This is a genomic window from Novosphingobium sp. PhB55, from assembly GCF_004368805.1.
GTDB lineage: Bacteria > Pseudomonadota > Alphaproteobacteria > Sphingomonadales > Sphingomonadaceae > Novosphingobium.
Genome location: NZ_SODQ01000020.1, coordinates 1 through 16,660, shown reverse-complemented (window position 1 = coordinate 16,660; position 16,660 = coordinate 1). Strand labels below are relative to the sequence as shown.

Below are 16,660 nucleotides of genomic sequence, written 5' to 3'. Positions count from 1 at the left end.
ACGGCCATTGACCCGTACTCCTCGCTTTTCGTGAGCTGGAGTTCGCGGCTACCCTTCGGATTTGTCAAATCTGCACGGAATTTGAGTCAGACCCAGTTTTGCGCGCCGGTTGACAGCCTGGAACTCGATCTACTCGGTGACGCTGCAAGAAATGGGCTTCCCCGCGGGTCACCCGGATCGCATCGCCGCCCCGATCGCGGCAGATCGTGCCCGTGATCGCGAGGTGACGATGGCGCTCGTCGAGGAGACGGGCTTCGATGCTTTCGACACCGGCCCGATCGCCGAGTCCTGGCGGCAGCAGTGCGGCTCGCCTCCCTATTGCACCGAGATCACGCTGGCCGAGTTGCCGGAGGCATTGGCAGCGGCCGATCTGGCAAGATCGCGCAGACGGACCGACCTGGCCTTCCAGGCCTATGGCGAGCGGTTCACCCTTGGTCAGAACCCCGGCCGGGATTTCATTGTTCAGCTTTCCCGACTGCTGAACTCACCTTGAAAGGCGCTCATTCGGAGAACCGACCAAGCGAGGACGACGACGACGACCATCAACGTGCGTCTAGCGACAAGTGCACCTCAGGCGCAGGCTAAAGGACTGTTGCCCTTGAACCGGGGATCATCGGAATGACCGCTTCTGGGTAAAGCCGCACTCAAATGCGTTTGACTTGAAAGACCGGAAAGTCCCACCTCTCGGGACACGATCAGTCCCACCTGCCGACCAAAGCCTTGATCGCTTTTCTTAATCAGAACGCTGGGTGACGAGAACCACATGATTTCCGGCAGGCCTCAGCCCAAACCAAGCGACGCGACCACATGTCCTCGTGACATGCGCGACAAACCCTGTCGGATTGCCCGATTGTGCGGAAACCCAAATTGTGGGGTTTTCCGTCACCGCCATTGTTAGCGCATATCGGGTTCCGTTCTATGCTAAACCCCTTTGAGGTTCCTGCGACGGAAATGCGGACTTATGACCGCTTCTGAGAAATAAAAATCCGTCGTTGAATGGCGACAATGGGCACTGACCCGCCCCACCAGCAAAAGAAAGCGGACAGGCGGCAACCAGAATCGTCAAAGCGACCACCCAAGGTCTCAAATGGGCGCTGAGCTGACCGGTAGCCTGTCAACGTGGGGAAGACCGTTTTCGGCGTGAGCGGACATTGCAGCGCCCGCATCGGAACGACAAGGGTTGCTCGCCTGCCGCCGGAGGCTCGTGGGACAATGCAGCCATTCGTTCGCACCGTTCAGAAGGACTTTTTCGGCAAAAGCTGACCTTTGCGCATATTACAGTGCAAGATCGCACAATAAGCAGCCTTGCCGGGGCATCGCGGCGGCGGGGTAGGTAAATAGCCCGTTCGGCTGACACATTACTGTAATACGGCCGCCCTAATCGCCCCTTCAAATAATCAGGGGTCGAAACATCACACGCTTGTTTTACTGCTCTATCAGCCTCGCCGCGCTGGCAGCGGCGGGGTCTGCCCATGCGCAGTCCGCAGCAGACGCAGCCTCCGATGAAGGCAACGAGATCGTCGTCTCCGGCCAGCGCGCGCAGCAGCAGCGCTCCATCGATGCCAAGCGCGCCTCGCTCGGCCTCGTCGATGTGACGGCATCGGACGACATCGGCCAGCTGCCCGACAAGAACGTCGCTGAGGCGGTCGAGCGCCTGCCCGGCGTCGGCGTCCAGTACGACCAGGGCGAAGGCCGCTACGTCGCGGTGCGCGGCGTGCCCTCTTCTCTTAACGGCTATACGCTGAACGGTTTCGAGATCGGCAACCCGGACGGCAACACCCGCGCCCTGCCGCTCGACATCGTCTCGGGCCAGCTGCTCAACCGGGTCGAGGTCGCCAAGGTCAAGACCGCCGACCTCACTGGTCAGGGCATCGGCGCCACAGTCGACCTCGTCCCCCAAACCGCATTCGACTTCGACCGCCCCTTCGTGGTCCAGGCCAATGCGCAGGTCGGCTACCAGGAGCTGCGGAAGGGCAGCCAACCCGTCAAGGGCGACATCACGGTAGGCGGCCGCTTTGGGGCGGATGAGCAGTTCGGCATCCTGCTGGGCGCCAGCTATTCCGACCGCACCTATACCAGCTATGGCATCTACCCCGACGACTGGGCACCTGACGAGAACGCCGCGCGCGGGGCCGTGCCGATCAACCTCAAGTACACCGACTATCGCCTCAAGCGCGAGCGCCTCGGCGCGGCCGGCTCGCTCGACTGGCGCAGCGGCGGCACCGAGCTTTACGTGCGCGGCGTCTATTCGAAATTCACCGAGGACGAGTACCGCCAGCGCCTGCGCCTCGATTTCTCGAACATCGCGTGGGACGCGAACGGCCAGACAGGCCTCGCCTCGACCAGCGAGCAGCGCTCGGACCTGCGCACCGAGTACAAGGAAAAGTCGGTCCTCTCGTTCATGGCGGGCGGCAGCACCGAGTTCGCCGACAACTGGAAGCTCGACTTCGGCGCCGCGCATACGCGCAACGAGGTGATCGAGCCGAACGAGCTGTGGCAGTTCCGCGGCAACCCCGGCGCAGTGGCGGTCGACTTGACCGACAAGCTCTTCACCGCGGTGCCGACCGCCGGCCACCTCTCCCCCTCTGGCATGGGCTTCCGCCAGTATTCCGCTCAGGACGAATACGGCCTCGAAAAGACCTGGCAGGCCCGCGCCGACCTTACCGGCAAGCTGCCCTCGATCGGCGAGAACAGCTTCGTGAAGCTGGGCGCCAATGCTCGCTGGACCGACAAGCGCTTCGACAGCTCGAACATGGTTTACGGCCGGGGCACCGCCGCCAACCGCTTCACCCTCGCGGGCCTTTCCGGCGATAGCGTGAACGTCGATCTCGGCAACGGCCACGAGTACTTCCTCAGCCCCGCGATCGACGAAGACCTGATCCGCGCCTACACCGAAGACAAGCTGGGCGGCCCGCAGTTCGTGCTCGACACCGCCACCTCGCTCGCCAATGACACGCTGGGAGACTTCTCGCTCGATGAGAACGTTTTCGCTGGCTACGGCATGGTCAACCTGGAGTTCGGGTCCATTGCGGTCACCGGCGGCCTGCGCGTCGAGCGCACCGAGCTGGGCATCACCGGCTACCTCCTCGAAGGCGACACCGTCACTCCCACCAGCGCCGACCGCAGCTACACCGACTGGCTGCCGAGCCTGATCGTGCGTGTCACGCCTAGCGACGACACCGTGTTCCGCGTCGCCTATTCGCGCAGCGTCGGGCGTCCGCAGTATGCCGACCTCTCGCCCGGCGGCGAAGTCTCGTCCGAGGGCGACGGCGAGCTGAACGTCAGCACCGGCAACCCGGCGCTCAAGCCCTACGTCGCCGACGCGCTGGACATGACGGCGGAGTGGTACTTCGCCTCCGGCGGCATCCTGAGCGTCGGCGCCTTCGCCAAGTTCATCCGCAACCCGATTTTCACGCAGAGCTACACCATCAATGGCGGCAGCTTCGGCGGGGTGGACTACGACCGCATCAACTTCAGCCAGACCCAGAACGCCGAGAAGGGCGACATCATCGGCCTGGAGGCATCGTACCAGCAGCAGTTCACGTTCCTGCCGGGCCTGCTTTCGGGCCTCGGTGTGAACCTCAACCTGACGCTGATCGACGCCAGCCTGCGCCTGCCGGACGGCGGCAGCATCGGCTTCCCCGAACAATCGAAGCTGCTGTGGGGTGCGCAGCTGTTCTACCAGAAGGGCCCGGTCGAGGCGTCGGTCGCCTACCACCACACCGGCCGCGCACTGATCGCGGCGGGGGACACGCGCCTGACGGATAACTTCAACGACGACCTGCGCCGCCTCGACGCCAAGATCGGCGTGGACCTGACGCGCAATTTCCGCGTCTTCGTGGAAGCCCAGAACCTGACCGACGAGCCCACCCGCCAGTACCAGGGCGGCGTGCGCGACTGGGTCTCGCAGAACGAGCGCTACGGCCGCACGTTCTACCTCGGCGGATCGATGAAGCTGTGATGATCGCCGCCCTGCTCCTGCTCGCCGCCGCGCCGGTCGCGGCTGCAAGCGACGCCGCTTCGCCGCCGCCCTCCCCGGTTGCACTGCGGATGAATGCCGCCGAGGCACACCAGGGCGCGGCGTCGGACGGCACTTACCTCTATGCGATCGACAACCACCGCATCGGCAAATACCGCATCGCCACCGGCGAGAAGGTGGCACAGTGGCAGGGCGAGCGGCGGCTGTACCCGCACATGAACAGTTGCACGGTGGTCGGCGCCGAACTTGTCTGCGCCGCGTCGAATTATCCGGCAGTGCCGCAGACCAGCGCGGTCGAGGTGTTCGACACCCGCACGCTGAAGCACGTCCGCAGCGTCAGCCTCGGTTTCGGGCCGGGCTCGCTGACGGTGATGGACCGCCATGACGGCAAGTGGTGGGCGGTCTTCGCCAACTACGAAGGCAAGGGCGGCGAGCCGGGGCGCGACTACCGCTATACCGCGCTGGTGCGCATGGACGACCAGTTCCGAGCCGAGGCCAGCTGGGCCTTCCCCGAGGCTGTACTGGCGCGCATGGCGCCCAAGAGCTGCTCGGGCCTCAGCTGGGGCGACGACGGGCTGATCTACGCCACTGGGCACGACCGATCGGAGGTCTACGCGTTAAGGTTGCCGGAAGCAGGCTCGGGGCTCGAACTGGTGGATACCATCGGCCTAGCCACGCCGGGCCAGGCGATCGACTGGGACCCGAAGGAGAAGCGCCGCCTCTGGACTATCGGCCGCGGCGTAAGCGAAGTGGTAGCCAGCGAGATCCGTACGGTGCGGTGATGGCGGAGTTCATTCCTAGCGTGGAATGCTGCTGCATGAAACGGACTGTTTCGCCTAGCTAAGAAGTCGGAAAGCAAATTCATTGGGAGGGCTTGCAGTAGCAACTGTACAGGCCCGTATCGCATTGAAACGCGTGCATCAAATGCCCAATTTCCCAGCGGCTCGGAAATCCGCAATGACAGATTCCGGCACAACCTGACATTCCCGCAGTAGCATCGGATCGGCGTAAGTTGGTCGTCACGAGCCGCACAGCAAGTCCTGCGCATCCTCGTCGGCGAGCGTTCTGCAGATGGCCAATGTGGCCATAGGAGAACGATCATGGAGATGTCTGAAGTAGAACTCACCGCCACCAAGCGCCCGGTTTGGAATGCCGGAAGGACCGTGGGTGCAAAGCGGGCCCTGAAACCGAAGCAGATTTGGGAAATCCGGTTCTACCTTAAGCAGCGCCGCCGCCTGCGAGATCGTGCCCTGTTCGATCTGGCGATCGACAGCAAGCTTCGGGGCTGCGACCTCGTGCAGATGAAGATCGGCGACCTTGTCAGCGGAGGCCAGATCCGAACGCGGGCGATCGTGATGCAGCAGAAAACGGGGCGGCCCGTTCAATTCGAACTGCTGCCCGATGCTCGGGCCAGCCTGCTGGCATGGCTCGAACGCCGAGGCGGCACGGTGAACGACTATGTTTTCCCCAGCCGGGTCGATCACAATGGGCATCTGAGCACACGGCAGTATGCTCGGCTCGTCGACGAATGGGTGACAGGGGTGGATTTGATGCGAAGCGAGTATGGCACCCACTCGCTTCGGCGAACGAAGGCATCGATCATCTACAGGGCGACCGGCAATCTGCGAGCTGTCCAGATTCTTCTCGGTCATAGCAAGATAGAGAATACGGTACGCTATCTCGGAATCGACGTGGAAGACGCGCTTGCCCTTGCCGAAAACACCGAGATCTGAGCCTTTGGCGCCCGGTTCCGGAAGAGAGCCGGACACGGGCGCCTGGGACATTCCCGACGTGCGTGAACGGTCCCGGAATGGCAGGTCCCCATCCAACACCTGCCATTCCTGAAGCCCCGATCGTCGTTCCAAGACTCCGCGCGACGGGCCGATTGCGGAACGGCAGCTCACCGGCTCAGATCGGCGGATAGCTGCCCGTCGCCTTCGGTGTGGCGCATCGCCGACAAACAAGATTTCTTGCCGGTCGGCATACGCCCCATTGCGGACGTTCGACAACTTGTTTCCCGATAGCGCGCGTCGGCCGTGAAGAGATCGGCGGCTTTTGGCAGCGGTGCCAAAATGGCCGCCGTTTAAGAGTGTTCGCGGTCTAACAGTGAACGACTACCTGAATCTTCGTTGCGACAGAAACCAGTCCGATAGGCCAGCCATGAGTTTCAGGGATAACCCCGATGGCGGCGATCACCGGAATTCTCCAGCTTTCACCCAAGGCGGGCTCTGCATGGCCTCTCGGCTGCGCTCCGCCCTTTGTCGTTTAGCTTCAGGAGCACCATCGTGACGCAATCCGAAAAGCCGGCGTTTCCGCTTCATCTCGATCGGACACATCTGCCCGAGCCGGTATGGAGTTTCCCGAATGCTAAGATCGGGATGTACGCGACTGAGTCCGAACCGGACTTTCCGCCGAACAAGGAAGCACCGAAGGGCGCACCGAATATCTTGCTGGTCCTGCTCGACGACGTCGGCTTTGGCTGGTCGAGCGCTTCGGGTGGCCTCGTTCGCATGCCCACGGCGGAAAAGCTGGCTAAACGCGGGCTGTTCTACAACCAGTTCCACACCACCGCGCTCTGCTCGCCCACGCGGGCCGCGCTCCTGACTGGGCGCAACCACCACACAGTCGCCACGGGGGTGATCGCGGAAATGGCGACTGGCTATCCCGGCTACTGCGGGATCATTCCCAAGAGCTGCGCCACTTTCGCAGAACTGCTCAAGCATAGTGGCTACACCAGTGCCTGGTTCGGCAAAAACCATAATGTACCCGACAACCAGACCAGCGCCGCCGGGCCCTTCGAGAACTGGCCGACTTACCAAGGTTTCGATTATTTCTACGGCTTCATTTCCGGTGAGACCGATCAATTCTTCCCCTCGCTGCTTCGCGACACCACCCCCGTCGAGCCGCCGAAGCGCCCCGAGGAAGGCTACCAGCTCCAGCGCGACCTCGCGGAGGAATGCGTTGCCTGGATCCGCAAGCAGAAGTCGATCGCACCGGACCGGCCATTCATGGCTTATCTCTCGACTGGCGCCGCTCATGCACCGCACCAGCCCCCGCTCGACTGGCGGGGCCGCAATGCCGGGCGCTTCGACATGGGTTGGGACGAGTACCGCAAGATCGTCCACGAGAACCAGCTCAAGCTCGGCGTGATCCCTCCGGGCAGCAAGCTGACCGAGCGCCCCGAGCAGATTCCTTCATGGGACAGCCAGCCCGAGGAACACCGCAAGCTGTTCGCGCGGCAAGCGGAGAACTATGCAGACTTCCTAGAACATGCCGACTACGAGGTCGGCAACGTCGTGGATGCGATCGAGAAGCTGGGTGAGCTCGACAATACGCTGATCCTCTACATCATCGGCGATAACGGTTCGAGCGGCGAAGGATCGCTGGTCGGCACGCCCAACGAGCTGATGAGCCTCAACGGCCGCCAGCCAACCATGGAAGAATCGATCGGCTTCATGGACAAGTGGGGCATGCCCGGCACTTCGCCGCACTATGCCGTGGGCTGGGCATGGGCCGGAGACACGCCGTTCCAGTGGACCAAGCAGGTCGCATCACACTTCGGCGGCACCCGCAACGCGATGATTGTGTCCTGGCCCGAAAAGATCAAGGAAAGCGGCGCCATCCGCAGCCAGTTCCACCACTGCATCGACGTGATGCCAACGCTCATGGAAGTGGTCGGCATCGCGGAGCCGACAGAGGTGAACGGCTACATCCAGCGCCCGATTGAAGGCACAAGCTTCGCCTATACCTTCGACCCCGTTCATGCCGATGCGCCAAGCACGCGTGACAAGCAGTACTTCGAGATGTTGGGCAACCGCGCAATGTATGCCGATGGCTGGATCGCCTCGTGCCGGCACGGCCGCCTGCCTTGGGAAACCTCGGGATCCTCAGGCTTTGATGAAGACACCTGGGAGCTCTACAATATCGAGGAGGATTTCAGCCAGGCCGTCGACCTCGCCGACAAGCACCCGGACAAGCTGCGCTATCTCCAGGACCTATTCATGGGCGAAGCCGCGAAATATCAGGTCTTGCCACTGGACGATCGCTTCGCCGAACGGCTCGATGTCACGCTGCGGCCCAGCTACTTCTTCGGCCGCGACAAGGTGACCTTCTATCCGGGCATGACGCGCCTGCCGGAAGGCAGCGGACCCAAGCTCGTCGGCGTGCCTTTCCGCTTGACGGTGCCGGTCGAAATCCCGGAGGGCGGGGCGGAAGGCGTAGTCTTTGCGCTAGGCGGTGACGCCGCTGGCTTCTCGCTGTTCCTGTGGGAAGGCAAGGCGCGGTTCCACTACAACTTCTTCGCGATCCGTCGCTACGATATCATCTCGACGGAAGCGCTAGGGACCGGCAAGCACGTCATCCAGATCGACTTCACGCCGGAATCGAAGACGCCGGGCTGTGCGGCCGATGTGGTGCTTTCGATCGATGGGGAAGCCGTCGCCAAAGGGCGCATCGACGAGCAGATCCCCATGCGCTGCGGCACCGAGACGATGGACGTGGGCATGGACTGCGTCTCGCCGGTCTGTTCCGACTACGAGAAGAAGGGACTGTTCCCCTTCACAGGCCAGATTGAATCGGTGACCTTCGAATTTGGCGAACATGATGCACCGTCAGGCATGGACCGCCTGAAGCTGGCGACCGCGATGGACTGACGAGTGCAAGGCTCACCGCTGGTTGCCAGTTGTGCTCGGCTCTCGTTTTGAGGGCCGAGTACAACGCTTGTATGAAAGCCGCTTCAGCAGCACACGTCGGCCAGGGATAAGATTCTGGTATACTCGGAAACAGGGAGGATATGGGCGGACTTGAACGGCTGCTTTCAGAGGCGACCTTCGTCATCCCGTACGACGGCAATGGGCGCTTAGCCGACCGGCAGCTGTTGACGGGGAAGGACCGCTTTCAGTGTCACCGGACATTCCAGCGGCTGCACCGGAACGGCCTGAGTTGGTCGGCTCCTGCCGGCAGTTCCTTGGACTTTGCAGTCATTCCCGCTTGTTCCCTTTAACGTCGGGTTGCGACAGAAGCCGACTTGCGGGCGTCAGTCGCGCGATGTGGACAGCCCCGCTAAAGCGGAGCGTAGGTGGACAAACCTACGGGATACGAACTCGGTGAAAAGGCGACGTCGATCGGCTTGCCGTGTGTTAAGGGAGTCTCGACGGCGGTCGCTCGGCCGCCGGGCGCTTTGCCTGATTGCTCAGGTTGGCGTACCTCCTGTCAGAGAGGATATCGCCGAAGGAGCAAAGACGACGTGCAATCGAGAGACGATTCTGCCGCCATCGAGGCATTGCACCCGCTGTTAGGCGGGGCATCCGTCGGCGAAACCCAGAACGCCGCGGCATGGCTCGCCGCGATCGTCGAGAATAGCCACGACGCAATCCTCAGCAAGACGCTAGATGGCATCATTACGTCGTGGAATCCGGGTGCCGCCCGGTTGTTCGGGTTCACCGCCGACGAAGCAATTGGGCAGCCGATCACAATCATCATTCCGGAGGACCGCCTCTCCGAAGAGACAACGATCATCGGCAAGATACGGCAGGGCGAGCGGGTTGCACATTTCGAGACCGTGCGTCGCCGCAAGGATGGTACGCCGGTCGACATTTCGTTGACGGTTTCGCCAGTCCGGGATCGCGAGGGGTGTATCATCGGCGCTTCGAAGATCGCGCGCGACGTCACCGAGACCCGCAGGGCGACCGAAAGGCAGATGCTGCTACTTCGAGAGATGAACCACCGGATTAAGAACCTGTTCGCGTTGACGACAGGGCTCGTCACGTTGAGCGCAAGGGGCGCGAAGAGCGTCGAGCAGCTGAAGGCCGATTTGTCGGAGCGTATTTCCTCGCTCGCGCGTGCCCATAATCTGACACTGGCCGAAATCGGGGGCGATCCGGCGGGGAATGTGACCACATTGAGGGCGCTCCTCGAGGCAATCCTCGCACCTTATGACGAGATCGGCGCGCCCCGTGTCGAGATCCATGGTTGCGACGTCCTGGTCGGTTCGGGCGCGCTGACCTCGCTTGCCCTGCTGTTCCACGAACTGGCGACCAACGCTGCGAAGTATGGTGCACTCTCGCCTGATGGCGGCGAACTCGCCATTCACATCACCACGGAAGACAAAAGCCTGGCGTTGCACTGGCAGGAGACGTCACCGGCTAAATTGGGCGGCACACCTGAACGCGAGGGTTTCGGCAGCCATCTTGAACAGGCGTCGATCCGCGGTCTTTGCGGCACGATCGAACGTGCATGGCGACCCGAAGGGGTGGCGATCGACATCCGCTTGCCCCTTGCTCGATTGATGAGCTGAGCGACCCATATTGTTCGACCCGTCCTAGTGTTCTGAACGTGGGACTTTGTCGTCATTCGCCCACGCTAACGGGAAAGGCAGCTTCTATTCGAAAAGCTGCCACCCCGGCTTGTGGCCAAGTGAAACCGCCTACGCAAAGCTGGGCGCCGGCCCATTACCGACTCTAGCAATCGGAGAAGCCGCGATCCGGGTTCTCGCTGAAAGATACTCTCTCCTGCCTGTCTCCCTCCTGCTCTTGAGCGGTCAGACGCAGGCGCGGCGCGATGACATGGCCGCTTTCACGGCTTTCCGCCCATACGGCTTCCGTGTTCCATGCCTTGGCGGCGGCCCGCGCGATGTTGCGAACATTTGCGAGGGGTTCGCTGGCGGCGCGCTGAAGCTGGACAGCTTCCTGATTGCGGCAGAATGCGGCTGAAAGTGTCATGTCAGATCCTTGCGGGAAGGAGGAAGCTGCGGTTGTTCGCCTCTTCATCGGTGTAGACCTGGAAGCGTGACAGCTTGGCCAGGCCGAAAGTGGTGACGAGCGCCGCATCGGCAGCGTCGCGTCCACGCGCCATCAGGATGCGTCCGGCGCGGGGATAGTTGTGGCGGGCGTCGAAGACGTACCAGCGCCCAGCCAGAAACACCTCGAACCATGCGGAGAAATCCATTTCCCCGCCACGGCGGCCAGGCGATGTCGACCAGCCTGTCCGTCTCGCAATAGCGGCTGCCCAGCAGATAGACCATGATCTCGTCAGGCAGATCGCCCACGGCTAGGGCACGGGCGTCGGGAACGACCACATCGGGCGTGCAGGCGTCCTCGATAGTGAAGCTGCACGACAAGGTGATGCCGCCCGCGGGCATGGTCAGCCGTGTGCAGACGTTGCCGAAGCCGTCGATGTAATCATACAGCGGCACTTCGGGCACGGTGGTGATCCGCTGTACGCTGCGCAGATCGCGGTTGCGCGAGGGATGGATGCTGAGCGCGGCCAGCATCGGGGTGGGCAGATCGGCTTCGAAGGCGATGTCATTTCCAGCGCGGATCAGCATCTTGATCGCTCCTGCACGCAAGGGAAAGGCTTAGTAAGAGCGGGAATGCCTTGTCTCTGAGGAGAAGGTGTGACCGCCTTTAGCATGCAGCACCGGTAAATTATATGGTATGGAAAGAATATTTCTAGAGCTTGTAAAATTATGCCGAATTGATGCGACAAAAATTCAAAATGAGGTTAGAGAGATTTATCACCTGATGATAAACCAAGCCACATGTGACCGAGGGACCGACTGCGCCCCCGCTTGAAGCAGGAGTGCGCTTTATGTGCCTCAACCAGATCCTTTTCGATGAACAGATTGCGCTGATTGGCTGCAATACTTTGGGCAACCCGGTTCAGATGCGGCGCCACCGCCAGCAATTGGCCGATGCGTCGCGATTGCTGCGTGCCTATCCCTATCCGCACCGCCCTTACGATCCCTCGGGACGGAGCAGCGCGGACAAGGCGGGCCAAATGCCCCGCGCCGCTGCTACCCCCTCTTTGCAGACAGGAACCCGCTAGTATGGCCAAGGCACAAAAACGCAGCAATCGCGAAATCCGCAAGCCCAAGGCCTCCAAGCCCAAGGGGCCGCCGGTTGCTGCCTTGCCAAACGCGCCGGTGGCCACGCTGATCCAGAAGCCGAAAGGCAAGCTCTGAGACAAGGCCCTGACCACGGAATTGCGCAAGGATCTGCGCATTGCCTTCATCGGGAATGCGCTGCCGCGACGCTGCGGCATCGCCACCTTCACCACCGATCTGGAACTGGCGGTCAGCGACCTGCCGGAGATTGCCGGTAGCGCCATTCTGGCGATGCGCGATCCGGGGGGCGACTATCTGTGGCCCGCCAATGTGGCGCGCAGCATCGATCAGAACGATCCGGCTCATTATCGCGCCGCAGCCGATGGCATCAATGCGGCCGGCTATGATGTCGCCTGCCTCCAGCATGAATTCGGCATCTTCGGCGGCGAAGCAGGATGCCTGATCCTGGATCTCATCGCGGGCCTGACTATGCCGCTGGTCACTACGCTGCACACCGTACTCGACCGCCCCAGCCCAGCCCAGCGCGCGGTGATGGAGGCCATTCTGGCCGCATCGGCGCGGGTCATCGTGATGGCGCAAAAGGGGCGCGCGATCCTGATCGAAACCTATGGCACCGATCCGGGCAAGATCCGCGTCATCCCTCACGGCATCCCCGATGAACCCTTCGTCACCAGCGATGCAGCGCGCCAGCGCCTTGGTTTTGCGGGGCGTCAGGTCATTCTCACCTTTGGCCTGATCAGCCCCAACAAGGGCATCGAGACGATGATCGAGGCGTAGCCTGCCATCGTGGCGCGCTGCCCCGATGCGGTGTATGTCGTAATGGGCGCGACCCATCCGCATCTGCTGCGCGATGACGGAGAGACCTATCGTCTCGGCCTGATGGACCGGGTCGAGGCGTTGGGGCTGGGCAACCATGTCGTCTTCCTCAACCGCTTTGCCGAGCGACCCGAATTGCTCGATCACATCGCCATGTGCGACGTTTACGTCACGCCCTATCCCGATGAAGCGCAAATGACCTCCGGTACGCTGGCCTATGCCCATGGGTTGGGCCGGCCGGTGGTCTCCACGCCTTATTGGCACGCCACCGAATTGCTGGGCGACGGGACGGGCGTGCTGGTGCCCTTAGGCGATGGCGTGAAGATGGGGTCCGCCGTTGCTGATCTGCTGGTCGATGGCCCGGCGCGGCAGGCCATGGCCACAAGCGCCTATGCCGCCAGCCGCCCAATGGTCTGGGCTCAGGTGGCGCAGCGCTATGAGGATGCCTTTCGTGAGGCCTTGCGCTCGCCGGTCAGCACGCGGTTGCGGGCGGGGTATCCTGCGCCCATGGCCCCACCACATCTGCCCTTGCCTGCCACATCGAACCAGCATTTCAAGGTGATGTGTGACGATACCGGACTGTTCCAGCACGCTATCCGCTCGATCCCGGATCGCCGCCATGGCTATTGCGTCGATGACAATGCCCGCGCGTTGCTCCTTTGCATCAAGCCGGACAATCGGCTCGATGCGGGTTTTGCGTTGGCCGCCCATTTCGCCAGCTTCGTCCAGCATGCCTGGAACCCGGACAATCGCCGTTTCCGCAATTTCATGAGCTTCGACCGGCGGTGGCTGGAACCTGCCGGATCGCAGGACAGCCATGGGCGCACGCTTTGGGCGCTGGGTGTCTGCACGGCCTTGCCCGATCCGGCTTTGAGCGCCTGGGCCACCGACCTGTTTGTCGAGGCCTTGCCGACGGTGCTCGAGTTTACCGCGCCGCGCAGTTGGGCCTTTGCCTTGCTGGGGCTTGATGCCTATTGCCCAACGCGTCCTCATGATAGCCAGGCCGATGCGATACGCCATTGTCTGGCCGAGCGTCTGCACGCCCTGCTGCGCGACACCGCGACCGGTCCATGGCCGTGGTTCGAAAGCCGCCTGACCTATGACAACGCCCGCCTGTGCGAAGCCTTGATCCTGACCGGCGGGCGCATCGGCGACGCTGACATGCTAACCGCCGGCCTTGAAAGCTTGCGCTGGCTGCTGGAGATGCAGACCGCGCCTGCTGGGCATTTCCGTCCGATCGGGTCACACGGCTTCGCGCTGGCCCAGCGCACGCCGCTGCCCTTCGATCAGCAGCCGCTGGAAGCTTGCGCCACGGTGGCCGCCTGCCTTGCGGCGCGGCAGTATGATCCGGATGGCCTCTGGTCATCGGCGGCGCATCAGGCCTTTACGTGGTTCCTGGGTGAGAATGATCTGGCTGTCTCGCTGGTCGATGTCGATAGCGGAAGCTGCCGCGACGGGCTGCACCCTGACCGGGCCAATGACAATCGCGGTGCGGAATCCGTTTTGTCGTATTTGCTCGCGCTGGCGGACATGCGGGCAATGGCTCGATACGGTGCTTCGTTTCCGATCCCACCGGAGGGCCCTTCGGACAAGGTGCCTCTGGATGGGTGAGCGAATTTTCGGCACGAACACACCAACGCGAGGCTTTGCGAGCCCGGGCAATAAGTGACCGTGACAGTCACCGACACCGACACCGGCATGACGCCCGACATCATCGCCATAACCTTCGCCCGCTTTTCACCACCAAGCCGATCGGGCAAGGTACGGGGTCGGGTCTGTCGATGATGTAAGGCTTTGCCCGTTAGTCGAGCGGCTTTGTGAACCTCCACAGCGAGATCGGCGGAGGCAGCTCCATCCGCCTCTATCTCCTGCGCGACTATGCGACGAATTGCGAGGAGCACGCACCCCTAGCAGCGGTCGAGCCGGACGGCGATCACGACGACAACGCCGTGCTGATGGCGAAGATGAGCCGGCTACTCGAACGCTGGAGGAAGGCTACATGACCCCCGCCAGTCGCAAGCATGGCTGCCGGGTTCTTATTTGCCTATGTCGCGGCGTCGCTCTCGTTCAGGAAACCTCGGAGCCAGCCGTCCGACCTCATTACGCGGCGCCGTGGCACGAAAATATGAGCACACCTGTGGCCGCGATGCGCGAGCGGCCGGTTTAAACGTAAGCGGTCGTTTAGACGCTTGCGACGGAATGGCTGAACCTGGTCGACTGCCGCCGGAAGCGAACGCCGGATCGTGGGACGAAGCCGTCATTCAGGCACGGTCCACTAAATGACGGCTTCTGGCATACTCGGTCATTGGCCGAGCCGACTTTCACGCCGCCGAAGCCCGCAAATCTGGTGGAAGCGATCTTGTACTTTTCGGGGTTTGATTGACCTGTGCGGAGACGCTGAATGGTTGCTCATCGCCCCGGTCGACCCGTTAAGTGGTCCCGATGCCGAGCAATTGCGATAGTGCTCGGGCAGCCTCCGCGCCGTCCGTGGGTCGATCGCTGGCCGAAGCGACAAAACCATCGGGCGAATGACAAGGGTTTGCAAGCCTGGCCAGTCGGTCGCGTCGCACCACAGATACGTGACCCGATCAGGATAACGATCAGCAAGGATCTTCAAACTATCGACGTCACCAAAATTGAGCAGGAGCGCTGGTCCCTGCCGAATGTGCTCGTTCAGGCGAATGCCGTCGGCCTGCGCGAAATCGGGAGCGCTGCGTCCTACGAGGGGATGGTCGCCTCCCAGATCATAGCGCAGCGACACGCCCGAGACGCGATCAGCAAAATAGGTCGCGGCATCCGGGGCGGCGGTCAGGTCGCGGCTGCATCAGCACCACCTGCGCGCGCGCAATCGAGGATATGCTCGGCGACCGGCCGCCGCTCGCGCTAATAGCTGTCGAGAAGCCCGGTAGCGGCATCGCCGGGGATCGTCGCGGCGAGCTTCCAACTGAGGTTCATCGCATCGTCCGGTCCGAGGTTGAGGCCTTGGCCGCCCAGCGGCGAGTGGATGTGCGCGGCGTCACCAGCTAGCAATACGCGCCCCCGCCGATACTCGGTCGCCAGATGGGCGTGATCCGTCCAGGTCGTGACAAGGCCGATCGCTGTCAACTCGAGGTCGATGCTTTCCAGATCGGTGGCCATAGGGCTGGCCGAGCGTGGCAGGCGACAGGGCCACTGGCTCTGGTCGATCTGATGGAGGAAGAAGTCGATGCCGGCGAAATGTCCGAGAGGCCTACGCTCCTCCTTCATCCAAGGCGCAGCGGTGGTAAGGGGCAATTACGGGCTTGGCGTTGCCGCTCACTAGGTGGCAAACGGCGAGCGCCGGGTGTCCGGACAGATCGCCATCGATCGCCCAGACACCCGTCGTAACGCGCTTTAGTCCATTGCCGTTGCCAGCTTGAGCCGCTCCATGCCCGTCGGCGGCTCATGCTCGCCAAACTCGAAGGTCACGGATTCGATCGTGCCGGTGAAGGGGAACAATCCCTTTTCGTCATAGTCGGAACAGACCGGCGAAATGCAGTCCATGCCGACATCCATGCACTCGGTGCCGCAGCGCATCGGCACCTGCTCGTCGATCCGGCCCTTCGCCACCGCACTGCCGTCGATCGATAGGACGACGTTCGCCGGACAGCCGGGAGTCTTCGATTCCGGGGCGAAATCAAGTTCGATGACATGTTTGCCGGGGCTCAGCACCTCGGGCGAAATCACGTCGTAGCGGCGCAGGCCGAAGAAATTATAATGGAACCGCGCCTTGCCTTCCCACAGGAACAAGGAGAAGCCCGCCGCATCGCCGCCTAGCGCGAACAGCACGCCCTCCGCGCCGCCATCTGGTATTTCCACCGGCACCGTCATCTTGAACGGCACGCTGACCAGCTTGGGGCCGCTGCCTTCCGGCAGGCGGGTCATGCCGGGGTAGAACGTAACCTTCTTGCGCCCGAAGAAGTAGCTTGGCCGCAGCGTGACATCCATCCGCTCAGCGAAGCGATCGTCCAGCGGCAACACCTGATAGCGCGCCGCCTCGCCCA

General features: G+C 62.5%; 14 protein-coding genes and 2 pseudogenes. 11 read left to right on the top strand and 5 right to left on the bottom strand.

Going from position 1 to position 16,660, the window contains the following annotated elements; translation table 11 throughout:
* Positions 1-136: 136 nt before the first annotated feature.
* From EDF57_RS25240 to EDF57_RS25215, 6 genes are all read left to right on the top strand, one after another.
* On the top strand, positions 137-493 hold the full coding sequence (locus EDF57_RS25240; protein WP_208324972.1) for a hypothetical protein: 357 nt from the start codon (positions 137-139) through the stop codon (positions 491-493).
* 927 nt (positions 494-1,420) lie between these two features.
* The gene (locus EDF57_RS25235) at positions 1,421-3,961 is read left to right on the top strand and encodes a TonB-dependent receptor (protein ID WP_243841301.1); all 2,541 of its coding nucleotides are present in this window, start codon (positions 1,421-1,423) and stop codon (positions 3,959-3,961) included.
* Entirely contained in the window at positions 3,961-4,761 is an 801-nt protein-coding gene (locus tag EDF57_RS25230) for a hypothetical protein (RefSeq protein WP_134096384.1), read from the top strand. Before EDF57_RS25235 ends, EDF57_RS25230 begins: the two co-directional genes overlap by 1 nt.
* Before the next feature lie 318 nt (positions 4,762-5,079).
* A complete protein-coding gene (locus EDF57_RS25225) occupies positions 5,080-5,712 on the top strand; it encodes a tyrosine-type recombinase/integrase (RefSeq protein WP_134096381.1) in 633 nt (210 codons plus the stop codon).
* A gap of 645 nt (positions 5,713-6,357) precedes the next feature.
* Positions 6,358-8,631 carry an arylsulfatase gene (locus EDF57_RS25220; protein WP_208324971.1) on the top strand — a complete coding sequence of 758 codons (2,274 nt, stop codon included), beginning with the start codon at positions 6,358-6,360 and terminating at the stop codon, positions 8,629-8,631.
* Between the two features lie 593 nt (positions 8,632-9,224).
* On the top strand, positions 9,225-10,274 hold the full coding sequence (locus EDF57_RS25215; RefSeq protein WP_243841300.1) for a PAS domain S-box protein: 1,050 nt from the start codon (positions 9,225-9,227) through the stop codon (positions 10,272-10,274).
* A gap of 163 nt (positions 10,275-10,437) precedes the next feature.
* On the opposite strand, the gene EDF57_RS25210 is transcribed toward EDF57_RS25215, so the two are convergent.
* Entirely contained in the window at positions 10,438-10,698 is a 261-nt protein-coding gene (locus tag EDF57_RS25210; protein ID WP_134096379.1) for a hypothetical protein, read from the bottom strand.
* Position 10,699: 1 nt separating this feature from the next.
* Positions 10,700-11,303: pseudogene (locus tag EDF57_RS25205) on the bottom strand (hypothetical protein).
* 263 nt (positions 11,304-11,566) lie between these two features.
* Between EDF57_RS25205 and EDF57_RS25200 the strand changes: the two are divergent.
* The 5 genes from EDF57_RS25200 to EDF57_RS25190 all read left to right on the top strand — a co-directional run bounded on the left by EDF57_RS25200 (position 11,567) and on the right by EDF57_RS25190 (position 14,641).
* A complete protein-coding gene (locus EDF57_RS25200) occupies positions 11,567-11,803 on the top strand; it encodes a hypothetical protein (RefSeq protein ID WP_134096378.1) in 237 nt (78 codons plus the stop codon).
* A 1-nt stretch (position 11,804) separates the two neighbouring features.
* Positions 11,805-11,939: a hypothetical protein gene (locus EDF57_RS26275; protein WP_279587462.1), complete on the top strand. Its 135-nt coding sequence runs from the start codon at positions 11,805-11,807 to the stop codon at positions 11,937-11,939.
* A 21-nt stretch (positions 11,940-11,960) separates the two neighbouring features.
* Positions 11,961-12,599 (top strand): glycosyltransferase, encoded by a 639-nt coding sequence (locus EDF57_RS26170; protein WP_243841299.1) that lies wholly within the window; start codon positions 11,961-11,963, stop codon positions 12,597-12,599.
* Positions 12,600-12,641: 42 nt separating this feature from the next.
* Entirely contained in the window at positions 12,642-14,249 is a 1,608-nt protein-coding gene (locus tag EDF57_RS25195) for a glycosyltransferase (protein ID WP_243841298.1), read from the top strand.
* 206 nt (positions 14,250-14,455) lie between these two features.
* The gene (locus tag EDF57_RS25190) at positions 14,456-14,641 is read left to right on the top strand and encodes a hypothetical protein (protein WP_134096377.1); all 186 of its coding nucleotides are present in this window, start codon (positions 14,456-14,458) and stop codon (positions 14,639-14,641) included.
* 299 nt (positions 14,642-14,940) lie between these two features.
* Here EDF57_RS25190 and EDF57_RS25910 read toward each other — a convergent pair whose 3' ends face one another.
* From EDF57_RS25910 to EDF57_RS25180, 3 genes and pseudogenes are all read right to left on the bottom strand, one after another.
* Positions 14,941-15,399: a hypothetical protein gene (locus EDF57_RS25910; protein ID WP_208324970.1), complete on the bottom strand. Its 459-nt coding sequence runs from the start codon at positions 15,397-15,399 to the stop codon at positions 14,941-14,943.
* A gap of 122 nt (positions 15,400-15,521) precedes the next feature.
* Positions 15,522-15,884: an FAD-dependent monooxygenase gene (locus EDF57_RS26270; RefSeq protein ID WP_208324969.1), complete on the bottom strand. Its 363-nt coding sequence runs from the start codon at positions 15,882-15,884 to the stop codon at positions 15,522-15,524.
* Between the two features lie 126 nt (positions 15,885-16,010).
* Positions 16,011-16,660 (bottom strand): annotated as a pseudogene (locus EDF57_RS25180) (hypothetical protein); the annotation flags it as partial.

Bases quoted from the DNA above. Each gene is read 5' to 3' on its own strand.
- EDF57_RS25230 (WP_134096384.1), top strand. From the start codon at position 3,961: ATGATCGCCGCCCTGCTCCTGCTCGCCGCCGCGCCGGTCGCGGCTGCA.
- EDF57_RS25225 (WP_134096381.1), top strand. From the start codon at position 5,080: ATGGAGATGTCTGAAGTAGAACTCACCGCCACCAAGCGCCCGGTTTGG.
- EDF57_RS25220 (WP_208324971.1), top strand. From the start codon at position 6,358: ATGTACGCGACTGAGTCCGAACCGGACTTTCCGCCGAACAAGGAAGCA.
- EDF57_RS25210 (WP_134096379.1), bottom strand. From the start codon at position 10,698: ATGACACTTTCAGCCGCATTCTGCCGCAATCAGGAAGCTGTCCAGCTT.
- EDF57_RS25200 (WP_134096378.1), top strand. From the start codon at position 11,567: ATGTGCCTCAACCAGATCCTTTTCGATGAACAGATTGCGCTGATTGGC.
- EDF57_RS26275 (WP_279587462.1), top strand. From the start codon at position 11,805: ATGGCCAAGGCACAAAAACGCAGCAATCGCGAAATCCGCAAGCCCAAG.
- EDF57_RS25195 (WP_243841298.1), top strand. From the start codon at position 12,642: ATGGGCGCGACCCATCCGCATCTGCTGCGCGATGACGGAGAGACCTAT.
- EDF57_RS26270 (WP_208324969.1), bottom strand. From the start codon at position 15,884: ATGAAGGAGGAGCGTAGGCCTCTCGGACATTTCGCCGGCATCGACTTC.